The following is a 23187-nucleotide window of genomic DNA, read 5'->3' as shown; positions in this document are numbered from 1 at the left end:
CAACCGGAATAGCTAACCTCGATGACCTCCGCCGTATCCATTCTTCCAGAGCCACAACTGGCCGCCCTCAACGACGCCTATCGCGCGGCGGTGTCGCGCAAGCGGCTGCGGGTGACGTTGGCGGCGGCGGTATTTTTCGCAGCGCTGATCGTCGCGGCCATCGGCGCCGAAGTCAATCTGCGCACGTTCTTCAAGTTCTTCGGAAACTTTCTCAGCTATTTCGACCGCATCTTCACGCTGGAAGACGGCACCCGGGTCTGGACCAACGTCGGTGAGTGGTTCTGGGGCTGGCGCAAATGGCTCTGGCTGCTCGGCGAAACCATCCTGATCAGCTATGTAGGCACCCTGATGGGTGCGGTGCTGGCGTTTGCGCTGAACTTCTTCGCCGCGCAAAACACCTCGCCGGGTCCGTGGCTGCGCTTTACCGTGCGGCGTCTCTTGGAATTCGCCCGCACCGTTCCCGGCATCGTGTTCGCATTGATCTTCGTCATCGCCTTCGGCCTCGGCCCGATGGCCGGCGTGCTGGCGATTGCGATCCACTCGACCGGTGCGCTTGGGAAGCTGTTCTCCGAGATCGTCGAAAACGCCGACATGAAACCGGTCGAAGGCGTGCGCTCGACCGGCGCGAGCTGGCTGTCCTGCATGCGCTTTGCCGTGCTACCGCAGGTGTCGGCGGGCTACGCCAGCTATGCGCTGCTGCGCTTCGAGATCAACGTCCGCGAGGCATCGGTGATGGGTTTCGTCGGCGCCGGCGGCATCGGGCAGGAACTGGTGGTCGCGATCCGGAAATTTTACTATTCCGACGTCAGCGCGATCCTGGTGACCATCATCGCCACGGTCTTCATCATCGACATCGGCACCGGGTGGATGCGCGGCCGGCTGTTCGGCAAGGACATCAGGTCATGAGCCAGTTGCCGAAGCCGGACCGGGAACAGTTGCGGGCGAAATATCCCGACATTTTCGAACGACCGGCGTCGGCGCGCCTTGCCATGCCGGCGATGATCGTTGGCGCCTTCGCCATTTTCGTTTTCGGTCTGGTCGATCTGGATTTCTCGCCGTCGAAACTGTTCAACGGAATGCATCAGCTCGGCTGGATCACGCTGATGATGATCCCGCCCGATCCCGGATCGTCGCTGCCGCTCTATCTTTCCGCGTTGGGCGAAACCCTGTCGATCGCGCTGCTCGGAACCACGCTCGCCGCCATCATGGCATTGCCGGTCAGCCTGCTGGCGGCGCGCAACATCGTTCCCTCCAGTTTCATCCGCTTTCCGGTACGCCGGTTTCTGGATTCGATCCGCGGCGTCGACACGCTGATCTGGGCGCTGGTCTGGATCAACGTCGTCGGTCTCGGTCCGTTCGCCGGCGTGCTGGCGATTGCGGTGTCGGATTTCGGCGCGTTCGGAAAATTGTTCTCGGAAGCCATCGAGGCTGCGGACAAAAAGCAGGTCGAGGGCATCAGGGCCTCCGGCGGCAACGCGCTGCACGAGATACGCTTCGGCCTGATGCCGCAGGTGCTGCCCGTGATCGCGGGGCAGGTGCTGTATTTCATCGAGTCGAACACCCGCTCGGCCACCATCATCGGCATCGTCGGCGCCGGCGGCATCGGCCTGCAACTGGCCGAGCAGATCCGCGTGCTGGAATGGCAGAAGGTCTCGTTCCTGATCCTGATGATTTTGATCGCGGTGGCCGCGATCGACTGGATTTCAACCAAACTGCGCTTTGCCATCATCGGCCGGCGCGCGGTGGCTTGATCAGGCCGTAGGGTGGGCAAAGGCGCGCGAGCGCCGTGCCCACCATCATCCCAAAAGGTACCTGAATGGTGGGCACGCTTCGCTTTGCCCACCCTACGAATTCGAAAACGATCTAACTATTCTCCACCAAAAACTCGACCCGCTCGGCGGCGAAGCGCGAGCGCTTGGTCACCAGCGGCTTGCCGCCGGTATCGACGTCGGTGCTGTCGACCACGAGCACCGGACGCCCGAGCGCCAGGTCCAGCCGTGCGGCGTCGGTCGCATCAGCGATGGCCGCGGTGATCCTGGTCGATGCGCGGCTGAAGTCACCGACGCCATAATGCGCCAGCAGCTTGGTCATCGAGCGCAGGTTGGCGAAGACTTTTCCGGCGTCGGGGAAACGTTCGGCGGAAAGCCAGGTGGTGCTGACGCAGATCGGCGTGCGGTCGGCGGATCGAACCGATTCGATCCGGATCAGCGGTGCGCCGGTCTTCAAGCCCAGTTCGCGCGCGAGTTCCCGGGTCGCGACGTCTTCGGAGGCGTCGATCAATTGGCCGCGCGGTTCCTGTCCGCCGGCGCCGACGATTTCGGAAAACCGCGTCCGTGAGCGTAGCGGATAAGCGAGGCGTTGCGCCTCGACATAAGTACCGCTGCCACGTTCGGCCCGCACCAGCCCGCGTTCGGCGAGCGTCGCGAGCGCGCGGCGCACGGTGTGGCGGTTGACCCGGTAGGTTTCGGCGATCTCCATCTCGCCCGGCAGCTTTTCGCCCGCGGCAAAGCGGCCGTCGGCGATGCCGCGCTCGATGCCGTCGGCGACCTGCCGCCACAGGGCCACGCCGGAGGCGGAGTCCTGCATGCTCATGTCGTGCTCATGGCGCGAAATCAGCCATCGGGAAAAATCACCTCATTGTCACGAAACTTTCATGGCGTTTCGTTATCAAGTTGTCTAGTACCATAGACAACTTGATTCCGGCAAGGCCGATACGATGACGAGCGACGAAAGTCAGGGAAGCGAGAGCGTGGGCCAGGCGCGGCGCAAGGCCGTCATGGCGGTGCTGGCGTACGCCGATGCGGCCGAGATATCGGGTCGGCTCGAGGCCATCGGTTTGCCGGCGCACGAGAATTTGCGCGAACCCGAGAATGGCCTCGTCATGGTGCGCGGCCGCGTCGGCGGCGATGGCGCACCGTTCAATCTTGGCGAAGCCACGGTATCGCGCGCGGCGGTGCGGCTTTCGACCGGCGAAGTCGGCTTCGGCTACACGCTCGGCCGCGACCGGCAGAAGGCGCAGATGATCGCGCTGTGCGACGCCATGGTGCAATCGGTTGAATTCGCGGAAATCGTGGAAGCCAAAGTGGTCGCGCCGCTGCGAGCGGCTGTCATCGCGGAGCGGAACCGCAAGGCCGCGGAGGCCGCGGCGACGCGGGTCGATTTCTACACGCTGGTGCGCGGGGAGGGGTGAGACATGACGACGGTTGCCGAACTGCCCGCAGGATTTGCCGACAAGGTGTTGTCGGCGCAATCGACCTTCCGATCGGTCATGGATGCGATGGCGCGCCCGGGCAGCGTCCAGCGCATCCTGTCCGGCGCCGGCACGCCGGCCGCGATGATGCGCGGCGCCGCTGCCATTGCGCTGACCCTGTTCGACCACGACACGCCGATCTGGCTGGATCCGGCGATGTCGGCGACCACAGATGTTTCCAAATGGCTCAAGTTCCATACCAGCGCGCCTGTGATCGCGGATTCCTCGATCGCGAGCTTTGCGTTGGTCGGCGATCCCGCAAATCTGCCGCCGCTCGATCGCTTCGCGTTCGGCAGCAACGAATATCCGGACCGTTCCACGACGCTGATCCTGCAGGTCGGGAGCCTGACGCAAGGCACGGTTTTCGAATTGCGCGGCCCCGGCATCGACGGCACGGCAATCTTGCGGGCCGAGATCGAGCCGCATGACCTGTTCGGGCGGCTCGCCGTCAATTCCGCGCTGTTTCCGCGCGGCATCGACGTGGTGCTGGTTCATGACGACGCCATTGTCGCGATACCGCGCACGACACGGCTGGTCGCCAAAGGCGATTGAGGGAGACTGAGCATGTATGTAGCGGTCAAAGGCGGCGAGCGCGCCATTGAAAACGCCCATCGCCTGCTGGCGCATGAGCGGCGTGGCGACCGCGATGTTCCCGAACTGTCATTGGACCAGATCTCCGGCCAGCTCTCGCTCGGCGTGGATCGCGTCATGACCGAAGGCTCGCTGTACGACCGCGAACTTGCGTCACTTGCTATGAAGCAGGCGCGCGGCGACATGATCGAGGCGATCTTCCTGGTCCGCGCTTTCCGCGCCACGCTGCCGCGCTTCGGCGCGACCGAGCCGGTCGATACCGGCGCGATGCGGGTGCGTCGCCGGATCTCCTCGACCTTCAAGGATATTCCGGGCGGGCAGATCCTCGGCCCCACCTTCGATTACACCCATCGTCTGCTCGATCCGCAGCTTGCGGAAGGGTTCACGCCTGAAGAGCCGGCGACGGGCGAGGCATCGACGGCGGCGACGCCGCGGGTGACCGACATTCTCGGCCGCGACGGGCTGATCGAGACCTCGCCCGAGGCGGATGCCGACAAACCCGTCGGCGACCTGACGCGGGAGCCGCTCGATTTCCCGGCCGATCGCGACCTGCGCCTGCAAAATCTCGCGCGCGCCGACGAAGGGTTTCTGCTGGCGCTGGGCTATTCGACGCAGCGCGGCTACGGCCGCAACCATCCGTTCGCGGGCGAAATCCGCTTCGGCGAGGTCGCGGTCGAGTTCATGGCCGAGGATGCCGGTTTCGCCGTGCCGCTGGGTCCGATCGCGATGACCGAATGCCAGATGGTCAACCAGTTCAAGGGTTCGGCCACCGAAGCGCCGTGCTTCACGCGCGGATATGGTCTGGCCTTCGGGCAGAGCGAACGCAAGACCATGTCGATGGCGCTGGTAGATCGCTCGTTGCGCGCCCGCGAACTCGGCGAGGAGGTGGCAGCACCAGCCCAGGACGAGGAGTTCGTGATGTCGCACTCCGACAATGTCCAGGCGACCGGCTTCGTCGAACATCTCAAGCTGCCGCATTACGTCGACTTCCAGTCCGAGCTCGGCCTGTTGCGCAAGCTGCGCAAGGAATTCGCCGAGGCGAACGAAGCTCCGCCAATGCAGGAGGCCGCAGAATGAACGCGCCGGCTTACAATTTCGCCTATCTCGACGAACAGACCAAGCGGATGATCCGCCGCGCGATTCTGAAAGCCATCGCGATCCCCGGCTATCAGGTGCCGTTCGCCAGCCGCGAAATGCCGATGCCCTATGGCTGGGGCACCGGCGGCGTGCAGGTGACGGCGGCGATCCTCGGGCCTGACGACGTGCTGAAGGTGATCGACCAGGGCTCGGACGACACCACCAACGCGATCTCGATCCGAAAGTTCTTCGGCAAGACTGCCGGCGTCGCGACGACCACCGCGACAGCGGAGGCGACCGTGATCCAGACCCGGCACCGGATTCCCGAGGCACCGCTGCATGCCGGCCAGGTGCTGGTCTATCAGGTCCCGATCCCGGAGCCGCTGCGCTTCCTCGAGCCGCGCGAGACCGAGACGCGGCGCATGCATGCACTCAGCGAATATGGCCTGATGCACGTCAAGCTGTACGAGGATATCGCACGCTTCGGCCATATCGCGACCGCCTACGCCTATCCGGTGAAGGTGAATGCGCGCTACGTGATGGATCCGTCGCCGACGCCAAAATTCGACAATCCGAAGATGGACAATTGCCCGGCGCTGCAACTGTTCGGCGCCGGCCGCGAGAAGCGCATCTATGCGATCCCGCCGCATACCGAAGTGGTTTCGCTCGACTTCGAGGATCATCCGTTCACGCGCTACCGGTTCGACGCGCCCTGTGCGCTGTGCGGTGCCGGCGATTCCTATCTCGACGAGATCGTCACCGACGACAAGGGCAGCCGGATGTTCGTCTGTTCCGACACGGACTATTGTGAATCCCGCCAGCTTGCCGGCCATCGCGGCAGCGAAAGCGCAGCTCCGCACAAGGAGAGGGCGCATGGTTGAGCTCCGCACCCCTGCGTCCGACGACCAGCCGCTGCTGGTCGCGAAAGACCTTGACAAGAATTATGGCCGGCTGATTGCCTGCCGCGACGTATCGTTTGTGCTCTATCCGGGCGAAGTGCTGGCCATCGTCGGCGAGTCCGGCTCGGGCAAGACGACGCTGCTGCAATTGCTTTCGGCGCAGCTCGCGCCGAGTGCGGGGCATGTATCCTACCGGATGCGCGACGGTGTGCTGCGCGATCTCGCCGGCCTCGGCGAAGCCGAACGGCGCTTTTTGTTCCGCACCGACTGGGGCTATGTGCACCAGGATCCGGCGCAAGGACTGCGGATGGCAGTTTCGGCCGGCGCCAATGTCGGCGAGCGGCTGATGGCGGTGGGGTGGAATCACTACGGCCGCATCCGCGATGCCGCGTCGTCGTGGCTGGAGCGGGTCGAGATCGATACCGGTCGCATCGACGATGCGCCGAAAACCTATTCGGGCGGCATGCGGCAGCGGTTGCAGATCGCGCGCAACCTCGTCACCGAGCCGCGTCTGGTGTTCATGGATGAGCCGACCGGTGGACTCGATGTTTCCGTACAGGCGCGCTTGCTCGACCTGATGCGCAACCTGGTCAGCGAACTCGGTCTTGCCGCCATCGTCGTCACCCATGATCTCGCCGTCGCCCGGCTGCTGTCGCACCGCGTGATGGTGATGAAGGGCGGGCGCGTCATCGAGACCGGGCTGACCGATCAGGTGCTCGACGATCCCCGCGAGCCCTACACCCAGTTGCTCGTTTCCTCGATTTTGCCGGCGTGAGCTGAAACCATGACTGCGATGATCGACATCACCAACGCCAAAAAGACGTTTACCATGCACCTGCAGGGCTGCATCGAGCTGCCGGTGGTGCACGGCGTTTCGTTCCATGTTGTATCAGGTGAATGCGTGGTGCTGTCGGGACCGTCCGGCGCCGGCAAATCCTCGATCCTGAAGATGATCTTCGGCAATTACCGCTGCGACGGCGGGCGGATCGGGATCAGGCATGAGGGTTCGGTGATTGATCTCGCTACCGCCGAGCCGCGGCAGGTGCTGAGCGTACGCCGCTCCACCATCGGCTATGTCAGCCAGTTTTTGCGCGCGGTGCCGCGGGTGGCGACGATCGACGTGGTGGCCGAGCCGCTGATCGCGAACGGGATTGCGCGATCCGACGCCCGGGAAAAGGCCGGTGCCTTGCTGCGCCGCCTCAATATTCCGGAGCGGCTGTGGGCGTTGCCGCCATCGACCTTTTCGGGCGGCGAACAGCAGCGGGTCAATATCGCCCGCGGGTTCATTTCGGATCTGCCGATCCTGCTGCTGGACGAGCCGACCGCCTCGCTGGACGCCGCCAATCGCGCCGTCGTGGTCGAACTGGTCGGCCAGAAGAAGCGCGAGGGCGTCGCGATGGTCGCCATCGTTCATGACGACGAGATACGCCATCTGATCGCCGACCGGATCGTCGACGTGACATCATTTGCCGCCGCGGCATGAAGAAAGAGACGTGAGATGACTTCGACGGAAACCATTCTGGGCAATGCCCGCGTCGTGCTGGCCGATCGCGTGATCGAGCGCGGCTGGGTCGCCATGTCAGATGGCCGCATCGCCGAATTCGGCGAGGGTGACGCGCCCAAAGGCAGCGAGGACGCCGCCGGCGACCTGATTATGCCCGGCCTGATCGAACTCCACACCGATCACCTTGAAATGCACTACGTGCCGCGCCCAAAGGTGTTCTGGGATCCGATCGCCGCGGTGGTTTCCTATGACGGCCAGTTGGCGACGTCAGGCATCACCACCGTGCTGGATTCGCTGCGGGTCTGGCGCGAGGACGGCGCCGAGGATGTCGATGGCCGTGCCGGCATTCTGGCGGAAGCCATCACCACGGCGCGTGCCGCCAATTTGCTGCGCGCCGAACACTTTCTGCATCTGCGCTGCGAAATTCCGATGCCGAGCGTGGTCGAGGAAGCCATGGAGCTGATCGACCGGCCCGATGTGCGGCTGATGTCGCTGATGGACCACACCCCGGGGCAACGCCAGTTCCGCGACGAAGGCAAATTGCGCGATTATTATCGCGGCAAGGGCGCCGGGATGACCGATGCCGAGCTCGATGCGCTGTTCGAAAAGCGTTTTGCGTATCAGAAGGCCTATGCCGCGACCAACATGCGCGAGATTGTGGCGCTGGCTCACAAATACGAGATCCCGCTCGCCAGCCATGACGATACGACGGAAGAAAATGTCGCCGACGCCATCAGTGATCGCGTCGCGGTGGCGGAGTTTCCGACCACGATGGAGGCCGCGCGCGGTCTGCACCAGGCCGGCATCGGCATCCTGATGGGCGCGCCGAACGTCGTGCGCGGCGGATCGCATTCCGGCAATATCGCGGCCGTCGATCTCGCCCGCGAGGGACTGTTGGATATCCTGTCGTCCGACTACATCCCGTCGAGCCTCTTGATGGCAGCGTTGCAGCTGCCGCAGCGCGTTCCGGCGATCGATCTGGCTTCCGCCGTCCGCACCGTCACCAAGACGCCGGCCGAGGCGGTCGGGTTAACCGACCGCGGCGAGATCGCAACCGGCAAGCGCGCCGATCTGATCCGGGTCCATGTCGCCCGCGACATTCCGGTGGTGCGCAGCGTCTGGCGGGAAGGGCAGAGGGTCGCATGACGGAAACATTGACCATATCGACCGGACAGTCCGGCCTGATCGGACCCGGGCGGCTCGTTCTCGTCGTAGGCCCGAGCGGCGCCGGCAAGGATACGCTGCTGGGTCTCGCCAAGGCCGCCTGCACCGAGGATCCCAACATCGTGTTTCCGCGTCGCGTGATCACGCGGGAAACCTCGGCGTCCGAAGACAATGAAGAGGTGAGTGCCGGCACCTTTCAGGAGGCAGTGGAGCGCGGTCATTTTGCCCTCCATTGGGAAGCCCATGGCCATCGCTACGCACTGTGGCGCGCGATCGATGACGATATCCGTGCCGGGCGGACCGTGGTCGTCAACGTCTCGCGCACCGTGATCTCTGCGATGCGTAGCACCTACGCCGATGTCACGGTGGTCCTGGTCACCGCGCCGCCGAACGTTCTCGCGGAGCGCATCGCGCTGCGGGCCCGCGGCAGCGACGGCAGGCTCGATCAGCGGCTCAACCGCACGGTCGAGGATGCGTTGACCGCGCCCGATGTCACTATCGTCAATGTCTCCAGCGCCGAATATCACGCACGCCAGTTCGTGCGGATCGTCAAAGGCGAGAAGTGGGCTGAATAGGAGGATATCCGACAATGACTGTGGTCGCGACCATCGAGCAGCTCGAGGCCATCTACGGCTTTCCCAACGATGCCTCGACCGTCAAGGTCGCCGATCGCGTCACGCCGGCCTATCGCGCGCTGATGGACATTTCGCCGTTCGCGGCGCTGGCGACCGGTGGGCCGGAAGGGCTCGATTGCTCGCCGCGTGGTGACCTGCCGGGTTTCGTTCGCGTTCACGACGACAAGACGCTGATGATGCCGGATCGCCGCGGCAACAACCGCTGCGATTCCCTGCGCAACATCGTGCGCGATCCGCGCGTGGCGCTGCTGTTTCTGATCCCCGGTTCGGGCAGCACGCTGCGGGTCAACGGCCGCGGCTATGTGTCGGCCGAGCCGCAACTGTTGCAGTCCTTCAAGATGGACGGCAAGGCGCCGCGCACCGTCATCGTCATGACGGTGGAAGAAATCTATTTCCAGTGCGCGCGCGCCATCGTGCGCTCCGATCTCTGGAATCCGGACAAGCGGGTCGATCCCATGACCTTGCCGACGCCGGGGCAAATTCTGGCCGAGATAAGCGACAACACGGTCGGCGGCGAAAAATACGACCGCGAATGGCCGGAGCGTGCACGTCAGACGATGTGGTGACGGCGGCCTGTCCAGGTCATGCCGAAGCCGAACCGAGCAGAATGACCCCTGCGATCAGGATGAGGCATCCGATCAGCCGCCACCCCGTCACCCGCTCGCCGAGGATCAGCATCCCGAACATCGCGCCGACCATCATCGACATTTCGCGGGCTGGTGCGACGAGGCTGAGCGGGGCTCCCATCTCGATGGCGCTCAGCACGAGGATGTAGGACAGCGGCGAGAGCGCGCCGACCCCGACTGCCAGCCACCAGTAACCCTTCATCCTCTGCCTGGCGCTGGCCCAGTTCGACATCACGATCGGCGCCAGCATGAAGAAGCGCAGCAGATTGGAGACCCAGTCGAGCACGACGGGGTGAATGCCGAGCAGCTTGACGCCGTAGCCGTCGACCACGGTGTAGCCCGCGATCAGCGAGCCGGTGGCGGCGCCCCAACGCACGCCGTCCAGCCCGCGTGGCTTCCGAAATGCCGTGAGGTCACCTTGCGTGGAAATGAAGCCGATCCCGGTCACCACGGCGAGCAGGCCGAGGACGCCCTGGGTCGTGGGTGTTTCACGGAGCAGAATGAACGCCCCGATCGACGACAGCATCGGGCCGGTGCCGCGCGCAATCGGATAAACCACCGAAAGATCCGCGACCTGATAGCCGCGCTGCAGACACAGGCTATAGGCGAGATGAATAATGGCGCTGAGAACGAGGCAGCCAGCCACAGGCCAGTTCCACGTCACCTGGCCGTAGACCAGAAGCCAGATCATCCACGGCAGGTAGACGATGCAGGCGACGAGGTTATAGGCGAAGACGAATGCCGGGCCGGCCGACGCGGCACGTTTGGAAAGCAGGTTCCAGGTTGCATGGATGAATGCAGCGAGGACAACGAGCGTGAGGGGGAGCAATGACATGAGACCTCCGTGCCGTCAGGCGCGAACAAGATCTCGACATCTCCTCCTCTGGGCTTTTGTCCCTCGGGTGCAGCCGCGTGCTATCGCGGTTTTCGCAACGCTCGGACCGGCGATGGCCTTGAGCCATCCGGAACCCTAGTTGCCACTCAGTCGATTAAGAGAGGATATTCTTTGGATTCGGGCCATGGTCAACCCGAAATCGCGCCAGGCCGGTCCGGCCAGCTACGCGGCGAGATCCAGCAACAGCTGCGAGGAGCCTCTCACCAGCACCTTGCGGCCTGTCGGTGTGATGACCGGCGCATCGCCGCTCATGGCAACGAGTCCCAGCGCCATCAGGCTGTCGACCGTGTAGCGGCTGATTGGCGGCCGCCGCGATGCCGAGGTGCGAACGGCTTTCAGCGCTTCCCACTGGCCGGGCGTGAGATCGTAGTCGAATTCGTCTTGCATGGTATCTCAACTCCCAATTCTTGGGTCGCTCATAGCGAGCGCACGTGAATTTCGTGCGACCACAACGAGTCAGGATTTCGACTGATGGTGACGTGCTGTCACATCATCGTGTCATTGGAATCGATCGATTGTTTCGAATCACGCTCGCCGGACAAATAACGCTGGCGCAGATGGCGTGAGCGGGGGCGTCAAAAAGGATCGCCCCGATTAAGGCAACCGTTATGACCAGGTTCTTAACCAAACGTGAATTTTCCGAGCCGTAACAACACGGGCTCGCCGCAGCCGGGCATATTCCGCGCATTCGGCCTGCGATATCATGCTGCACAGGTGCTTAAAGCGGCCGGCCAAGTGCGTACAAAAGACTTCACGGCACTCATACGATTGGTGTGCGAGGTTTGCCTTCCGAATGAGGAGAACCTTGATGGCCATCGATCCGCAGTCAACCAGAACCGACCTCGAACCTGGCGTCACGCGTCGCCCGCTGCGGCTGCTCATCGTCGACGACGATGTCGTGCAGCAGGAGTTAATGAAGCGCGCGGCCGGCCGTTCCAAGTTCGAGATGACCGTCGCGGGCTCGTGCGGCGAGGCGATACGCCATCTGGAGACCGATGGCTTTGACTGCGTGATCCTCGATCTCGAACTCGCCGATGGCGACGGTGTCGAAGTCTGCCGTGCCATGGTGCGCACGGGTTATGCCGGCGCCCTGATCATCATCAGCGGCACCGATGCGCGGCGCCGCTCGGCCGCCCGCGTTTATGCCAGGTCGCTGGGGATTGAAGCGCAGGGCTTGCCGAAGCCGGTCGATCTCGCCTCGCTCCGGATTTGCCTTGCCAACCTGGGCAAGGATATCCAGGGCTTGCCGGCGATCCACGACTGGGGCGGCGCCTTTGTCGGCCGCACCAAGGAAGCCCATCGCGCCGACGTTATCCCCGCCGCACGCTCGCGCCGCCGTCAACAGGCAGCGTCACGCCCGTAACGAAGCTCGCCTCGTCGGACGCCAGAAACAGCGCGGCGTTGGCGACGTCCCAGCCGGTGCCCATCTTCTGGCGCAGCGGCACCTTGCTATCGCGTTCGGCCTCGACCTCGGCGCGGCTCTTCTTGAACTCGCGGGCGCGGGTGTCGACCGCCATCGGCGTATTCATCAGGCCGGGCAGAATGACGTTGGCGCGAATGCCGTATTGCGCGTTCTGATAGGCGAGCTGTTCGGTGAAGGCGATCATCGCCGACTTTGTCGCCTTGTAGGCGACGTAAGGATAGGTCGTGATGGCGGCCATCGACGAGATGTTGATGATGGCGCCGCTCTTCTGCTGACGCATGATCGGGATCACGTGCTTGGCGGCGAGGATGCAGCTTTTCAGGTTGATCGCGACGCAGCGGTCGAACGCCTCCTCGGTGATATCGAGCAGTTCGGCGTCGCCGCCGGACAGGCTGACGCCGACATTATTATGCAGCACGTCGATGCGGCCCCAGCGGCCATGGGCGTCGGCCACCATGGCCTTGAGGTCGGCATTTTTGGTGACGTCGGCCTGGAACGCGGCCGCGGTGCCGCCCTTGGCGGCGATCATGTCCACCGTCTCCTGGGCGGAGGCGAGGTTGTGATCGACGCACAGCACTTTGGCGCCCTCGCGCGCGAAGGTCAGCGCGGTGGCGCGGCCGTTGCCAATGCCTTCACCGGGGCTTTGGCCGGCGCCGACGACGATGGCGACACGATCTTTCAGACGCATTTCATTTCACTCCCGGGATCGGGTACTGTTGCAGTACCTCTTTGTAGTAGGATTCGTTGTCCATCTTCATCGTCGCGAGCACGCGGACGACGGCGCAGTAGAAGGCGATGGTGAGCACCAGATCGGTCATGTGCTCGTCCGACAACTCGTTTTTGATCTCGGCAAAGGTCGCATCCGACATCGCGAGTTCGCGCACCATCTCGCGGGCGCCACGCAAGATGGCTTTCGCCAGCGGTTCGAGCTTCGAGGGCTTGCCCTCGGTCTCGGCCATCATGGCCTTGATGTCGTCGTCGGTAACGCCGAATTCCTTGCCGATCTTCACGTGATGGGTGAACTCGTATTCGGACTTTTCCATCCAGCCGACCTGGAGGATGGCAAGTTCGCGCAAGCGCGGATCGAGCTTGCTCTTGAAGCGGATGTAGCCGCCGATGCCGTTGAAGGCCCGTGCCATGTCGGGCGAATTGACCAGCAGCTTGTGCAGGTTGGTATTGCGCTTGAGCATGTCGCGATATTCGGGGGCGACCTGGTCGGCTTCGAGATAGGGCAGGCGGGCCATTTTGTTGTTTTTCCTTGTTTGGCGCTGTCGAAGTCGAACGGACGCTACTAGCCGTAGAGCGCTTTGTGCTCACGTTCGTAGTTGGCGTAGGAATCCTTCATGCTCGCCAGATTGAGCAGCATGGTCGCGACCGGTCTGTCGTCGGCCGCGAAGACGGTCGTTCTCACCCACATGCTTTCGGTGCGGCGGCTGCCGCTCAGCGCCACGACCTCACGCTCGGTGGTGTAGGCCTCGCCGGGAAATAACGGGCCGCGCAGCAGCCGGATTTCCTGATCCGCGAACAGCCCGACTGCCGGTCCACGGATCGGCAAGCGGTCCTCGCGCGCGCGGTACTGAAACAGTACGCTCAGCATCTCGAACGGGATGATAGCCCGCCCCCACGGATTGAGTTCCTGCGAATAATACGCCGACGGTTCGGTGATGACCTTCAGCTTCTCCGCCAGTGAAAACGGATAGAGATCGCCCATGTTCTGGTCGAAATCCATTTTCACGGTCTGCCGGCCGGTCTTCATGCCGACCTTGAGGTCGGCGAGAATGACGGGGTCGGCGAGCGGCTTCAATTCGCCGAGCCGCTTCGCGAGCGCGGTTTCCGCACCACTGCCGCCGATCGAGGCGGTGCCGCGCAAGATCTCGGTGCCGTCGCGCTTGGTCATGCCGATCGCGAGAGTTGTCTGGCCCGGTTGCGGCTTTTCGATATTGGCCTGGACTTCCTCGCCCTCGAAGGCCGGGTTCCGGTAATGCGCGGACAGGCAGCCGGTCTCAAACCAGGCCGGGCCCCAGATCCGTTCGCACAACGGCGCAAACTGGCTGAAATGAGTCGGTCCCTCGATGGTCCCGCCCTGAAAACCGAGCTTTTGCGCGGTCGCATCGTCGTGGATCGAGGCGTGAGAGTCGTAAACCTGCGCATGCAGCATCTGCGCTGGCCTGCGCCACGGCCCGGTGAGCAGGTTGCCGCTCTCCAATATCTCGCTCGTGAACGCTGCTTCCGTCATCCCTGGCTCCTCCCTTTACCGTCAGCGTCTCAAAGAAGAGAGGCTTCGGCAAGGCCGATGAAACGTCCGCAAGCGGAGGAGATATGTCCTCCGGCCATGAATTCACGCTGGGCACGCATAGCAAATTAGGTACATTCTAATGTCAATGAGACCGGTTCGAACGACCGGCAAGCGCGACGGGGAGCTGATAATGGCGTTGATGGAAGTTGGGCTGGACGACAAGTACCGTCTGGATGCGAAGCGGATTTTCCTTTCGGGTACGCAGGCGCTGGTCCGGTTGCCGATGTTGCAGCGCGAACGCGACCGCGCGCAGGGCCTCAACACCGCGGGATTTATCTCAGGTTATCGCGGCTCGCCGCTCGGCATGTACGACCACGCGCTGTGGCGCGCCAAATCCTTCCTCAAGCAGCATGACATCGAATTCGCGCCGGGACTCAACGAGGATCTGGCGGCAACCGCGGTGTGGGGCAGCCAGCAGGTCGGCATGTTTCCCGGCGCCAAGGTCGATGGCGTGTTCGGCATCTGGTACGGCAAGGGCCCCGGCGTCGACCGTTCGCTGGATGCGCTCAAGCATGCCAACTCCGCCGGCACGTCGCCCAACGGTGGCGTCATCGCGCTGGCCGGCGACGACCATGGCTGCCAGTCCTCGACGCTCGCCCATCAGAGCGAGCAGGTGTTTGCATCGGCCTTGATGCCGATCGTCAATCCCGCCACGCTGCAGGATTATCTCGATCTCGGCATTCTCGGCTTCGCGCTGTCGCGCTATTCCAGTTGCTGGGTCGGCTTCAAGGCGATATCGGAGACGGTTGAGAGTTCGGCTTCGATCGTCAGCGATCCCGATCGCATCAAGATCATCATGCCCACGGATTTCGAGATGCCGCCGGGCGGACTCGGCATCCGCTGGCCGGACGCGCCGCTGGAGCAGGAACGTCGTCTGCACGGCCCGAAGATGGACGCGGTCGCGGCCTTCACCCGCGTCAACCGTTTCGACCGTATCGTGCTCGACTCCAAGCCGGCGCGACTCGGCATCATGGCGACCGGCAAGGCCTATCTAGATCTGCGGCAGGCGCTGGCCGATCTCGGCATTACCGACAGCGAAGCCCAGGCGCTCGGATTGCGCATCTACAAGGTGGCGCTGACCTGGCCGCTGGAGCAGGCCGGCGCCCGCGCCTTCGCCGAAGGCCTGCAGGACGTGCTTGTTGTCGAGGAGAAGCGCGGCTTCATCGAGGACCAGTTGCTTCGCATTCTCTACAATGTCGATGCCTCGAAGCGGCCTTCGGTGGTCGGCAAGCGCGACGAGACCGGCGCCACGTTGCTGCCGAGCGAAGGCGAGCTGACGCCGACCATCATCGCCGCCGCCGTCGTGGCGCGCTTGCGCAAGCTCGGCCACCGCAGCCCCGTGCTGGAGCAGCGTCTGGCAAAGCTGGAGGCCTTCGACCGGCCGGCCGAGGGCATTGCCGCGGCGAAGCTGCAGCGGACGCCGTATTTCTGTTCGGGCTGTCCGCACAACACCTCGACCAAGGTGCCCGAGGGCAGCCGCGCGATGGCCGGCATCGGCTGTCACGGCATGGCGCTCTCGATTCCGAGCCGCCGCACCCAGACGATCTCGCATATGGGTGCCGAAGGCGTGGCGTGGATCGGGCAGGCGCCGTTCACCAGCGAACAACATGTGTTCCAGAATTTGGGCGACGGTACCTACACCCATTCCGGCCTGCTGGCGCTACGCGCCGCCGCGGCGTCAGGCGTCAACATCACCTACAAGATCCTCTACAACGATGCGGTGGCGATGACCGGCGGCCAGCCCGCCGAAGGCGGCCTGACGGTGTCGCAGATCGCGCACCAAGTATCGGCGGAAGGGGCCAAGCAACTCGCCGTAGTCTCCGACGAGCCCGACAAGTATCCGGCCAATTATTTCCCGCCGGGCGCCACCATCCATCACCGCCGCGATCTCGACGCGGTGCAGAAGGAGCTGCGCGAGGTCAAGGGTCTCACGGTGCTGATCTACGACCAGACCTGCGCCGCCGAAAAGCGCCGCCGCCGCAAGCGCGGGCTCTATCCCGATCCGCAAAAGCGGGTGTTCATCAACGAGCGCGTCTGCGAGGGCTGCGGCGACTGCTCGGTGGCTTCCAACTGCGTTTCGGTACAGCCGCTGGAGACCGAACTCGGCCGCAAGCGGCGGATCGACCAGTCGAACTGCAACAAGGATTTTTCCTGCATCGAGGGATTTTGCCCGAGCTTCGTCACCGTGCATGGCGGCGGGCTGCGGAAAGCGGATCGTACCGCCGCCGATCCGTCGGCGCTGTTCGCCGACCTGCCGCTGCCGACGGTGCCAGCGCTGGACGGGGCGTTCAACATCCTCGTCACCGGCATCGGCGGCACCGGCGTCATCACCATCGGCGCGCTGCTCGGCATGGCGGCCCATGTCGACGGCAAGGCGTGCTCGACGCTCGACTTTACCGGCCTGTCGCAGAAAAACGGCGCGGTCATGAGCCATGTCCGGATCGCGCCGTCGGCGGACGATCTCGCCAACGTCCGTATCGGGCCCGGCAGCGCCAACCTCATCCTCGGCTGCGACATCGTCGTCGCCACCTCGGTCCCGGCGCTGAGCCGGGCCGAGCGCGGCGTCACGCGTGCGGTGGTCAATGCCGACCTGTTGCCGACCGCGAGCTTCGTGATCGATCCGGATATCGATTTCCAGGCCGGCGCGATGCGCGACTCGCTCAATGAGGCCGTCAGCGCTTCCGATCTTGACGTTCTGGATGCTACGGGGCTCGCCTCCGCGCTGATGGGCGACAGCATCGCCACCAACTCCTTCATGCTCGGCTTTGCGTTCCAGCGTGGTGCGATCCCGCTGTCGCTGGAGGCGATCATGAAGGCGATCGATCTCAATGGTGCAGCGATCGATATGAACAAGCTGGCGTTCTCGTGGGGACGCCTCGCCGCGCACGACTTGCAGCGCGTGATCACCGCCGCGCGCTTCAAGAATTCGGGCGCGGCGCCGGTCAAGCGCACGCTCGATGAAAGCATCGCGTTCCGCGCCGGCTTCCTGAGCGACTACCAGAACGAGGCCTATTCGAAGCGCTACCTCGGTGAGGTGGAGCGCGTTCGCACCGCCGAGGCCAAGGCAGCGCCGGGATCGCAGGACCTCACCGAAGCCTTCGCCAAGGGTCTGTTCAAGCTGATGGCCTACAAGGACGAATATGAAGTCGCCCGGCTCTACACCGACGGCGAGTTTGCGAAAGCGCTGAAGGAGCAGTTCGACGGCGACTCGAGCGTGAAAGTCAGCCTGGCGCCGCCGATGTTCGCGCCACGCGACAAGGCGACCGGGCACCTGCGCAAGCGGGAATTCGGACCGTGGGTATTCAAGGCGTTCGGTCTGCTGTCGCGGATGAAGTCGCTGCGCGGCACCGCGTTCGATCCGTTCGGCTATACCAGCGAGCGCAGGATGGAGCGCGCGCTGCCGGGCGAATATTCGGCGATGATCTTCCGCCATCTCGATGCGAATAAGCCGCTCGATCTGCCGCGGCTGGTGACGCTGGCGAAGTCGGCCGAACTCGTGCGCGGCTACGGCCACATCAAGGAAGCCAACGTCGCGAAATTCCGCGCCGAATCCAAGCGGCTCGAAAGCGCGATCGGGCAGCCCGTCGCACAGGCGGCCGAGTAGAAGCGGCGGAGTAGAAGCGGGATTTGGGCCGTGAAACTTTTCACGACCGGCATAGTTGACCAGTAACCTTGCCGGCGTGAACGGCTGGCATTGCTGTGCCGGCTTCCTACATGATTGCGGTAGTTTGTTTTTAATTGGTTTCAGGAGGCCATGAATGGTCCTGAGAAGTGCCGTTGCGGCAGTACTTTGCACCGGGTTCCTGGCAGTGGGCGGCGTGGCAGTGGCGGACGAGTATCGCCCCAGCGAGTTCCTTGGGCTCGATCTATCCAGGGCCGTGCTTTCTCCGAAGCGGCTCGGGCCGGAAACGGAGTTCGCCCCGATTCCGATCGAAGCCAAGTCCGATCGCGCGCAGGCAGATACGGATGCTTCCGTTTGGCCGAAGCTTCCAGCGCGCAAGCCTCACCTTGCCAAGCCCCAGATGGCCAAGCCTGAAATTGCAAAGAGCAGCGCAGAACCGCCACGCGCCGCCGCCCGCACCAGGCTGGCGCATCGCCACGGCAACCCGCTCGATGCGCAGGCGCGCGATACGCGAATCCAAACATGGCCGTGCAAGTCCGGCGGTATTTGCGGCTGGCAGCGATAAAGTTGAGACTTCGTAGGGTGGGTTAGGCGAAGCCGTAACCCACCATCTTCGTGCGGCGCGGTGGGTTACGCCTTCGGCCAACCCACCCTACGGTTCGTACGATCCCACGTCATCCACCTGTCGTAAAACCTTCGGCTGGGAGTCAAATTCAACGGGCACACCTTTGTCGTGATTCGACGAAGGTGACTCGATGCCGATTGTGATACGCGCCAAGCAAGCTTTGAACCGGCGTCAGTTGCTGGTCAGGTCCGCCGCCACGATCGCGACCGCCGGTCTCGGCAGCCTCGCTAAACCCTATCTGAGCCGCGCCGCGGATCGTCCGCTGGTCGCCTGCGGGATTCAATCCGGCGACGTTGCGGCGGACTCCGCTGTCATCTGGGCGCGCGCCGACCGGCCGGCCCGGATGCAGGTGGAGTGTTCGACGGTCGAGAGTTTTAGGACCATCATCGGCACCGCTTCATCGGATGCGTTGCCGGACAGCGACTTCACATCGAAAGTGCTGCTTGATGGCCTGCCCGCCGGGCAGGATATCTTCTACCGCGTGCGTTTCGACGACATCGCAAGCGGCCTCGCCGGGGAAACCCAGGTCGGGCATTTCCGCACCGCGCCTGCGGAGCGTCGTTCGGTGTCATTCGTCTGGTCGGGCGATGCCGCGGGCCAGGGCTGGGGCATCGATCCGGCGCGCGGGGGATTTCGGACCTACCGGACCATGCGTGACAACCGTCCCGACTTCTTCATTCATTCCGGCGATCACATCTATGCCGACTGTCCCATCCCGTCCGAGCTGAAGCTGCCGAACGGCGAGATCTGGCGCAACATCGTGACGGAAGAAAAATCCGTCGCAGCCCACAGCCTCGCGGAGTTCCGCGGCAACTACAAATACAACTGGCTCGACGAAAATTTTCGCGCCTTCCATGCCGAAGTCCCGATGTTCGCGCAATGGGACGATCACGAAGTGACCAACGACTGGGCGCCGCTCGGCAGCTACGACGACAGCGGTTTTGCCGAGGACGGCGTCCCGAAACTGGTGTCCCGCGCCCGGCGCGCGTTCCACGAGTTCATGCCGATGCGAGAGCCGTCCAGCGACAACGGCCGTGTCTATCGCCGGATCGGCTACGGCCCGCTGCTCGACGTCTTCATGCTCGACATGCGCAGCTACCGCGACAACACCTGGAACAAGCGCGACGACAACAGCGACACTTTCATCCTCGGCTCCGCGCAACTGGCGTGGCTGAAGCGCGAACTGGTGGCCTCCAACGCGACCTGGAAGGTGATCGCCGCCGACATGTCGATCGGCCTGATCAGCGAGGATGCCGTCGCGCTCGGCGACGGCCCGCCGCAGCGGCGCGAGCATGAGATCGCCGATCTGTTGTCGTTCATGAAGCGCGCCGGCATCCGCAACACGGTGTGGCTGACCGCCGACATGCATTATACGGCCGCGCATCATTACGATCCGAACCGCGCTGCCTGTCAGGATTTCGAACCGTTCTGGGAATTCGTCTCGGGCCCGCTGCATGCGGGCACTTGGGCGCCCGGCGACCTCGACAATACCTTCGGGCCCAAGGCGATGTTCCAGAAGGGTAGTAGCGCGGAGCAGGGCGAAAATCTCGCGCCATGTTTTGGGCTGCAGTTTTTCGGCCATGTCGCGATCGACGGCAAAACCGAAGTCATGACCGTGACGCTGAAGGACGTCGACAACCGCGATCTATGGTCGGTCGATATCGAGCCCCGTCCGGACGCGCGGCCCGGCCAGATCATGGCGCAGCATATCTGAGTTCAGGGCGTCACCAGGAAGTAGCCGCCGACCACGAGCAGGAGCGAAAGGCTCACGATCACGCCGAGTACGGCGGCGATGATCGCAGCCAGTTCATGGGTTTCGAGCCACTGTCGCAACGCCCTCGCCATCGCCGTCCTGACCTGATCTTGATTTGCACTGCGCCGTGCCGGCAGGCTATCCATAGCGGCCTATTCCCCGCAATGAAACCCGTCCGCGTGGCTTTTGCCACGGATGCGGCGCCCTACCTCCCTCAGGAGCCATCATGGAAAATATCAAGACTCAGGGCATCAGCCTGCCCAAGCTCGGGCTCGGCACCTTTCGCATGCAGGGCGATGCCTGCCGCGCGGCGGTCGAGAGCGCGCTTGATCTGGGCTACCGGCACCTCGACACCGCGGAAATGTACGCCAATGAGGAGACGATCGGCGCGGCATTGGCCGCTTCCAAGGTCGCCCGCAAGGACCTGCACGTTACCACCAAGGTCTGGAACGAGAACCTGGCGCCGGACGCGATCCGCGGGGCGTTCGATGCTTCGCTGAAGAAGCTCCGGCTCGACCATGTCGATCTCTATCTGGTGCATTGGCCGGCGCGGAACATGAACCTGCCGGCGATCTTTGAAACGCTGATGAAGCTGAAGGAAGAGGGCCGCACCCGCGCCATCGGTGTCGCCAATTTCAACATCGCGCTGTTGAAGACTGTGGTCGACGAGATTAAGGCCCCGATCGCCTGCAACCAGGTCGAATACCATGTGATGCTGGACCAGACGCCGCTGCGCCAGTTTCTCACTGCGAAATCGATCCCGCTGGTGGCCTATTGCCCGCTGGCGCAGGGCCGGGTGGCCACGGACGAGGCGTTGGCTGCGATCGGCCGCAAGCACAATGCCAGTGCTGCTCAGGTGGCGCTGAAATGGCTGCTCGACCAGGACGGCGTCGCCGCGATTCCCAAGGCGTCGCGTGCCGAAAGCCAGCAAGCCAATCTCGATGCGCTGAAAGTGCAGCTCGACGACGCCGACCGGGCGGCCATCGCGGCCTTGCCGAAGGACAAGCGTTGTGTAAATCCCGGCTTCGCGCCGGCTTGGGATTGATGCCGATTCCCGCCTTTTCCGTCCGCCGGAATTGAAGGTTTTTGCTACACACCGACTGTGGTCCAGTCCATACTGGGCCGCATCCAAGGGAGGTCTTTAAAATGCGTGAAGCTGTCGTCGTTTCCTATGCTCGCACGGGACTGGCAAAGTCCGGCCGTGGCGGGTTCAATATTACCCCTCCGATGTCGATGGCGGCCCACGCCATCAAGCACGCCGTCGAGCGCGCCGGCGTCGCCAAGGACTATGTCGAAGACTGCTATCTCGGCAATTGCGCGCATGGCGCGCCGAACATCGGCCGTCAGGCCGCGCTGCTGGCTGGCATGCCAAAGTCGACGGCCGGCGTCTCCGTGAACCGTTTCTGCTCGTCGGGCCTGCAGACCATCGCGATGGCCGCCAACTCGATCCGTTCGGACGGCGCTGATTGCATCGTGGCTGGCGGCGTCGAAAGCATCTCGATCCCCGGCGGCGGTTCGCCCAAGGAATCGATCGATCCCGACCTGCTCAAGGCCGCGCCCGATATCTTCATGGCGATGATAGACACCGCCGATATCGTCGCCGAGCGCTACAAGCTCAGCCGTGAATACCAGGACGAGTACTCGCTGGAATCGCAGCGCCGCATGGCGGCCGCCCAGCAGGCCAACAAGTTCAAGGACGAAATCGTCCCGATGAAGACCAAGATGAAGGTGGTCGACAAGGCGACGAAGGCGGAAAGCATCGTCGATTACGTCGTCGATCGCGACGAGTGCAACCGTCCGGACACCACCATCGAGGGCCTCGCCAAGCTCGAGCCGGTCAAGGGTCCCGGCAAATACGTCACCGCCGGCAACGCCAGCCAGCTCTCGGATGGTGCGGCAGCGGTCGTTCTGATGGAAGCCAAGGATGCCGAAAAGCGCGGCCTCAACCCGATGGGCCGTTTCGTCGCCTGGGCGGCGGCGGGCTGCGAGCCGGACGAGATGGGCATCGGCCCGATCTTTGCCGTGCCGAAGCTGTTGAAGCGCCATGGCCTGAAGATCGAGGACATCGATCTCTGGGAGCTCAATGAAGCCTTCGCCAGCCAGTGCCTCTACTCGCGCGACAAGCTCGGCATCGATCCCGAGAAGTACAACGTCAATGGCGGCTCGATCGCGATCGGCCATCCGTTCGGCATGACCGGCGCGCGTCTCACCGGCCACCTGCTGCAGGAAGGCCGCCGCCGCAAGGCCAAGTGGGGCGTCGTCACCATGTGTATCGGTGGCGGTCAGGGCGGCGCGGGCCTGTTCGAAATCTACTGAGATTTTTCGCAACGCTGGTCCTGACGCGAGTCCTGGCGCCCGCACAGGCAAAGAACACGCAACAAACAAAAAATGGCTCCGTGAGGAGCCATTTTCCGTTCATAGCGTTTTCAAGCGAAGTGGGTACCGGTTCGCGTTAAGAAAACGCGTCCAACAAAATCAAGGAGCCCGGTTCTGAATCAGAACCGGGCTCCTTCAGCGATAAAGCCTTAGTCGCGATGCCTACGGATCACCACCTCGCGGTCGCGATGATGACCCTCCCAGCCGCGATGCCAGCCACGATCGCGGTGCTCGCGGAATTCGGCGCGCGCGCCGTAACCATGGTGATAGCCGCCACGCTTGATCACAACAGTCTCAGCACTTGCAATCGACGGCGCCGCGATGACGATAGCGCCAAGCGCAGCCAACACATATCCAAGCTTCTTCATGTCTGTCCTCCTCAATGGAATCGAGGATGTAACAGCGCAGTGATGCGATCGTTCCCTTGGAACGTGAACAGTTTTCTGAACGC

The 23187-nt window shown here is 63.6% G+C and carries 25 protein-coding genes; 17 read left to right on the top strand and 8 right to left on the bottom strand.

Going from position 1 to position 23187, the window contains the following annotated elements:
- Positions 1-21 precede the first annotated feature (21 nt).
- Together phnE (BLR13_RS08770) and phnE (BLR13_RS08765) are read left to right on the top strand one after the other, a co-directional pair.
- On the top strand, positions 22-906 hold the full coding sequence (gene phnE / locus BLR13_RS08770; protein ID WP_074825427.1) for a phosphonate ABC transporter, permease protein PhnE: 885 nt from the start codon (positions 22-24) through the stop codon (positions 904-906).
- Positions 903-1751: a phosphonate ABC transporter, permease protein PhnE gene (gene phnE, locus BLR13_RS08765; RefSeq protein WP_074825429.1), complete on the top strand. Its 849-nt coding sequence runs from the start codon at positions 903-905 to the stop codon at positions 1749-1751. Before phnE (BLR13_RS08770) ends, phnE (BLR13_RS08765) begins: the two co-directional genes overlap by 4 nt.
- Before the next feature lie 112 nt (positions 1752-1863).
- On the opposite strand, the gene phnF is transcribed toward phnE (BLR13_RS08765), so the two are convergent.
- Positions 1864-2592, bottom strand: a complete 729-nt coding sequence (gene phnF / locus BLR13_RS08760) for a phosphonate metabolism transcriptional regulator PhnF (RefSeq protein WP_074825431.1) — start codon at positions 2590-2592, stop codon at positions 1864-1866.
- A gap of 124 nt (positions 2593-2716) precedes the next feature.
- Between phnF and phnG the strand changes: the two genes are divergently transcribed.
- From phnG to BLR13_RS08720, 9 genes are read left to right on the top strand one after another with little or no spacing between them, the layout of a single operon-like run.
- Positions 2717-3190, top strand: coding sequence for a phosphonate C-P lyase system protein PhnG (gene phnG, locus BLR13_RS41055; protein ID WP_074825432.1), 474 nt, complete (start codon positions 2717-2719; stop codon positions 3188-3190).
- Between the two features lie 3 nt (positions 3191-3193).
- The gene (phnH, locus tag BLR13_RS41050) at positions 3194-3802 is read left to right on the top strand and encodes a phosphonate C-P lyase system protein PhnH (RefSeq protein ID WP_074825434.1); all 609 of its coding nucleotides are present in this window, start codon (positions 3194-3196) and stop codon (positions 3800-3802) included.
- Positions 3803-3814: 12 nt separating this feature from the next.
- A complete protein-coding gene (locus BLR13_RS08750) occupies positions 3815-4918 on the top strand; it encodes a carbon-phosphorus lyase complex subunit PhnI (protein WP_074825435.1) in 1104 nt (367 codons plus the stop codon).
- On the top strand, positions 4915-5799 hold the full coding sequence (locus BLR13_RS08745) for an alpha-D-ribose 1-methylphosphonate 5-phosphate C-P-lyase PhnJ (RefSeq protein WP_074825437.1): 885 nt from the start codon (positions 4915-4917) through the stop codon (positions 5797-5799). Before BLR13_RS08750 ends, BLR13_RS08745 begins: the two co-directional genes overlap by 4 nt.
- Positions 5792-6592 carry a phosphonate C-P lyase system protein PhnK gene (gene phnK, locus BLR13_RS08740; RefSeq protein WP_074825439.1) on the top strand — a complete coding sequence of 267 codons (801 nt, stop codon included), beginning with the start codon at positions 5792-5794 and terminating at the stop codon, positions 6590-6592. Before BLR13_RS08745 ends, phnK begins: the two co-directional genes overlap by 8 nt.
- Before the next feature lie 9 nt (positions 6593-6601).
- Complete coding sequence (gene phnL / locus BLR13_RS08735) at positions 6602-7300, top strand: phosphonate C-P lyase system protein PhnL (protein ID WP_074825441.1); 699 nt, start codon at positions 6602-6604, stop codon at positions 7298-7300.
- Between the two features lie 15 nt (positions 7301-7315).
- On the top strand, positions 7316-8467 hold the full coding sequence (locus BLR13_RS08730) for an alpha-D-ribose 1-methylphosphonate 5-triphosphate diphosphatase (protein WP_074825442.1): 1152 nt from the start codon (positions 7316-7318) through the stop codon (positions 8465-8467).
- Entirely contained in the window at positions 8464-9060 is a 597-nt protein-coding gene (gene phnN / locus BLR13_RS08725) for a phosphonate metabolism protein/1,5-bisphosphokinase (PRPP-forming) PhnN (protein WP_074825445.1), read from the top strand. Before BLR13_RS08730 ends, phnN begins: the two co-directional genes overlap by 4 nt.
- 14 nt (positions 9061-9074) lie before the next feature.
- Positions 9075-9686 carry a pyridoxamine 5'-phosphate oxidase family protein gene (locus BLR13_RS08720; RefSeq protein ID WP_074825447.1) on the top strand — a complete coding sequence of 204 codons (612 nt, stop codon included), beginning with the start codon at positions 9075-9077 and terminating at the stop codon, positions 9684-9686.
- 16 nt (positions 9687-9702) lie between these two features.
- Here BLR13_RS08720 and BLR13_RS08715 read toward each other — a convergent pair whose 3' ends face one another.
- Positions 9703-10581, bottom strand: a complete 879-nt coding sequence (locus tag BLR13_RS08715; protein WP_074825448.1) for a DMT family transporter — start codon at positions 10579-10581, stop codon at positions 9703-9705.
- 222 nt (positions 10582-10803) lie between these two features.
- Positions 10804-11028: a hypothetical protein gene (locus tag BLR13_RS08710; RefSeq protein WP_074825450.1), complete on the bottom strand. Its 225-nt coding sequence runs from the start codon at positions 11026-11028 to the stop codon at positions 10804-10806.
- A 421-nt stretch (positions 11029-11449) separates the two neighbouring features.
- Here BLR13_RS08710 and BLR13_RS08705 point away from each other — a divergent pair, with 421 nt between their 5' ends.
- Positions 11450-12004 carry a response regulator gene (locus tag BLR13_RS08705; RefSeq protein WP_074825453.1) on the top strand — a complete coding sequence of 185 codons (555 nt, stop codon included), beginning with the start codon at positions 11450-11452 and terminating at the stop codon, positions 12002-12004.
- Here BLR13_RS08705 and BLR13_RS08700 read toward each other — a convergent pair.
- Genes BLR13_RS08700 through BLR13_RS08690 form a run of 3 tightly spaced genes read right to left on the bottom strand, consistent with a single transcriptional unit; the run spans position 11952 to position 14300 of the window.
- Complete coding sequence (locus tag BLR13_RS08700; RefSeq protein WP_074825455.1) at positions 11952-12752, bottom strand: SDR family NAD(P)-dependent oxidoreductase; 801 nt, start codon at positions 12750-12752, stop codon at positions 11952-11954. The two genes, BLR13_RS08705 and BLR13_RS08700, sit on opposite strands and share 53 nt — an antisense overlap.
- A 1-nt stretch (position 12753) precedes the next feature.
- Positions 12754-13308: a carboxymuconolactone decarboxylase family protein gene (locus BLR13_RS08695; protein WP_074825457.1), complete on the bottom strand. Its 555-nt coding sequence runs from the start codon at positions 13306-13308 to the stop codon at positions 12754-12756.
- A gap of 47 nt (positions 13309-13355) precedes the next feature.
- On the bottom strand, positions 13356-14300 hold the full coding sequence (locus BLR13_RS08690) for a hypothetical protein (protein WP_074825460.1): 945 nt from the start codon (positions 14298-14300) through the stop codon (positions 13356-13358).
- A gap of 190 nt (positions 14301-14490) precedes the next feature.
- Here BLR13_RS08690 and BLR13_RS08685 point away from each other — a divergent pair, with 190 nt between their 5' ends.
- From BLR13_RS08685 to BLR13_RS08675, 3 genes are all read left to right on the top strand, one after another.
- The gene (locus BLR13_RS08685; RefSeq protein WP_074831747.1) at positions 14491-17964 is read left to right on the top strand and encodes an indolepyruvate ferredoxin oxidoreductase family protein; all 3474 of its coding nucleotides are present in this window, start codon (positions 14491-14493) and stop codon (positions 17962-17964) included.
- Positions 17965-18118: 154 nt separating this feature from the next.
- Positions 18119-18547, top strand: coding sequence for a hypothetical protein (locus BLR13_RS08680; protein WP_074825462.1), 429 nt, complete (start codon positions 18119-18121; stop codon positions 18545-18547).
- A gap of 190 nt (positions 18548-18737) precedes the next feature.
- On the top strand, positions 18738-20321 hold the full coding sequence (locus tag BLR13_RS08675; protein ID WP_074825464.1) for an alkaline phosphatase D family protein: 1584 nt from the start codon (positions 18738-18740) through the stop codon (positions 20319-20321).
- 2 nt (positions 20322-20323) lie between these two features.
- Here the strand turns inward: BLR13_RS08675 and BLR13_RS40010 are convergent, their stop codons facing one another.
- Positions 20324-20506 carry a hypothetical protein gene (locus BLR13_RS40010; RefSeq protein WP_074825466.1) on the bottom strand — a complete coding sequence of 61 codons (183 nt, stop codon included), beginning with the start codon at positions 20504-20506 and terminating at the stop codon, positions 20324-20326.
- Between the two features lie 80 nt (positions 20507-20586).
- On the opposite strand from BLR13_RS40010, the gene BLR13_RS08670 reads away from it, so the two are divergent.
- A complete protein-coding gene (locus tag BLR13_RS08670; protein WP_074825467.1) occupies positions 20587-21405 on the top strand; it encodes an aldo/keto reductase in 819 nt (272 codons plus the stop codon).
- Between the two features lie 101 nt (positions 21406-21506).
- Positions 21507-22676 (top strand): thiolase family protein, encoded by a 1170-nt coding sequence (locus tag BLR13_RS08665; protein WP_074825468.1) that lies wholly within the window; start codon positions 21507-21509, stop codon positions 22674-22676.
- A gap of 209 nt (positions 22677-22885) precedes the next feature.
- On the opposite strand, the gene BLR13_RS08660 is transcribed toward BLR13_RS08665, so the two are convergent.
- Complete coding sequence (locus tag BLR13_RS08660) at positions 22886-23104, bottom strand: hypothetical protein (RefSeq protein WP_074825470.1); 219 nt, start codon at positions 23102-23104, stop codon at positions 22886-22888.
- Between the last annotated feature and the right edge of the window lie 83 nt (positions 23105-23187).

The organism is Bradyrhizobium ottawaense, from assembly GCF_900099825.1.
Taxonomy (GTDB): Bacteria; Pseudomonadota; Alphaproteobacteria; order Rhizobiales; family Xanthobacteraceae; genus Bradyrhizobium; species Bradyrhizobium ottawaense_A.
Note: the sequence above shows the minus strand (reverse complement) of the source record. Positions and strands in the feature narration are given on the sequence as shown.

Bases quoted from the DNA above. Each gene is read 5' to 3' on its own strand.
- BLR13_RS08715 (WP_074825448.1), bottom strand. From the start codon at position 10,581: ATGTCATTGCTCCCCCTCACGCTCGTTGTCCTCGCTGCATTCATCCAT.
- BLR13_RS08675 (WP_074825464.1), top strand. From the start codon at position 18,738: ATGCCGATTGTGATACGCGCCAAGCAAGCTTTGAACCGGCGTCAGTTG.
- phnE (WP_074825427.1), top strand. From the start codon at position 22: ATGACCTCCGCCGTATCCATTCTTCCAGAGCCACAACTGGCCGCCCTC.
- BLR13_RS08720 (WP_074825447.1), top strand. From the start codon at position 9,075: ATGACTGTGGTCGCGACCATCGAGCAGCTCGAGGCCATCTACGGCTTT.
- BLR13_RS08705 (WP_074825453.1), top strand. From the start codon at position 11,450: ATGGCCATCGATCCGCAGTCAACCAGAACCGACCTCGAACCTGGCGTC.
- BLR13_RS40010 (WP_074825466.1), bottom strand. From the start codon at position 20,506: ATGGATAGCCTGCCGGCACGGCGCAGTGCAAATCAAGATCAGGTCAGG.
- phnK (WP_074825439.1), top strand. From the start codon at position 5,792: ATGGTTGAGCTCCGCACCCCTGCGTCCGACGACCAGCCGCTGCTGGTC.
- BLR13_RS08700 (WP_074825455.1), bottom strand. From the start codon at position 12,752: ATGCGTCTGAAAGATCGTGTCGCCATCGTCGTCGGCGCCGGCCAAAGC.
- BLR13_RS08680 (WP_074825462.1), top strand. From the start codon at position 18,119: ATGGTCCTGAGAAGTGCCGTTGCGGCAGTACTTTGCACCGGGTTCCTG.
- phnG (WP_074825432.1), top strand. From the start codon at position 2,717: ATGACGAGCGACGAAAGTCAGGGAAGCGAGAGCGTGGGCCAGGCGCGG.
- BLR13_RS08750 (WP_074825435.1), top strand. From the start codon at position 3,815: ATGTATGTAGCGGTCAAAGGCGGCGAGCGCGCCATTGAAAACGCCCAT.
- phnL (WP_074825441.1), top strand. From the start codon at position 6,602: ATGACTGCGATGATCGACATCACCAACGCCAAAAAGACGTTTACCATG.
- BLR13_RS08670 (WP_074825467.1), top strand. From the start codon at position 20,587: ATGGAAAATATCAAGACTCAGGGCATCAGCCTGCCCAAGCTCGGGCTC.
- BLR13_RS08710 (WP_074825450.1), bottom strand. From the start codon at position 11,028: ATGCAAGACGAATTCGACTACGATCTCACGCCCGGCCAGTGGGAAGCG.
- BLR13_RS08745 (WP_074825437.1), top strand. From the start codon at position 4,915: ATGAACGCGCCGGCTTACAATTTCGCCTATCTCGACGAACAGACCAAG.
- BLR13_RS08695 (WP_074825457.1), bottom strand. From the start codon at position 13,308: ATGGCCCGCCTGCCCTATCTCGAAGCCGACCAGGTCGCCCCCGAATAT.
- phnF (WP_074825431.1), bottom strand. From the start codon at position 2,592: ATGAGCATGCAGGACTCCGCCTCCGGCGTGGCCCTGTGGCGGCAGGTC.
- BLR13_RS08685 (WP_074831747.1), top strand. From the start codon at position 14,491: ATGGCGTTGATGGAAGTTGGGCTGGACGACAAGTACCGTCTGGATGCG.
- phnE (WP_074825429.1), top strand. From the start codon at position 903: ATGAGCCAGTTGCCGAAGCCGGACCGGGAACAGTTGCGGGCGAAATAT.
- phnH (WP_074825434.1), top strand. From the start codon at position 3,194: ATGACGACGGTTGCCGAACTGCCCGCAGGATTTGCCGACAAGGTGTTG.
- BLR13_RS08730 (WP_074825442.1), top strand. From the start codon at position 7,316: ATGACTTCGACGGAAACCATTCTGGGCAATGCCCGCGTCGTGCTGGCC.
- BLR13_RS08665 (WP_074825468.1), top strand. From the start codon at position 21,507: ATGCGTGAAGCTGTCGTCGTTTCCTATGCTCGCACGGGACTGGCAAAG.
- BLR13_RS08690 (WP_074825460.1), bottom strand. From the start codon at position 14,300: ATGACGGAAGCAGCGTTCACGAGCGAGATATTGGAGAGCGGCAACCTG.
- BLR13_RS08660 (WP_074825470.1), bottom strand. From the start codon at position 23,104: ATGAAGAAGCTTGGATATGTGTTGGCTGCGCTTGGCGCTATCGTCATC.
- phnN (WP_074825445.1), top strand. From the start codon at position 8,464: ATGACGGAAACATTGACCATATCGACCGGACAGTCCGGCCTGATCGGA.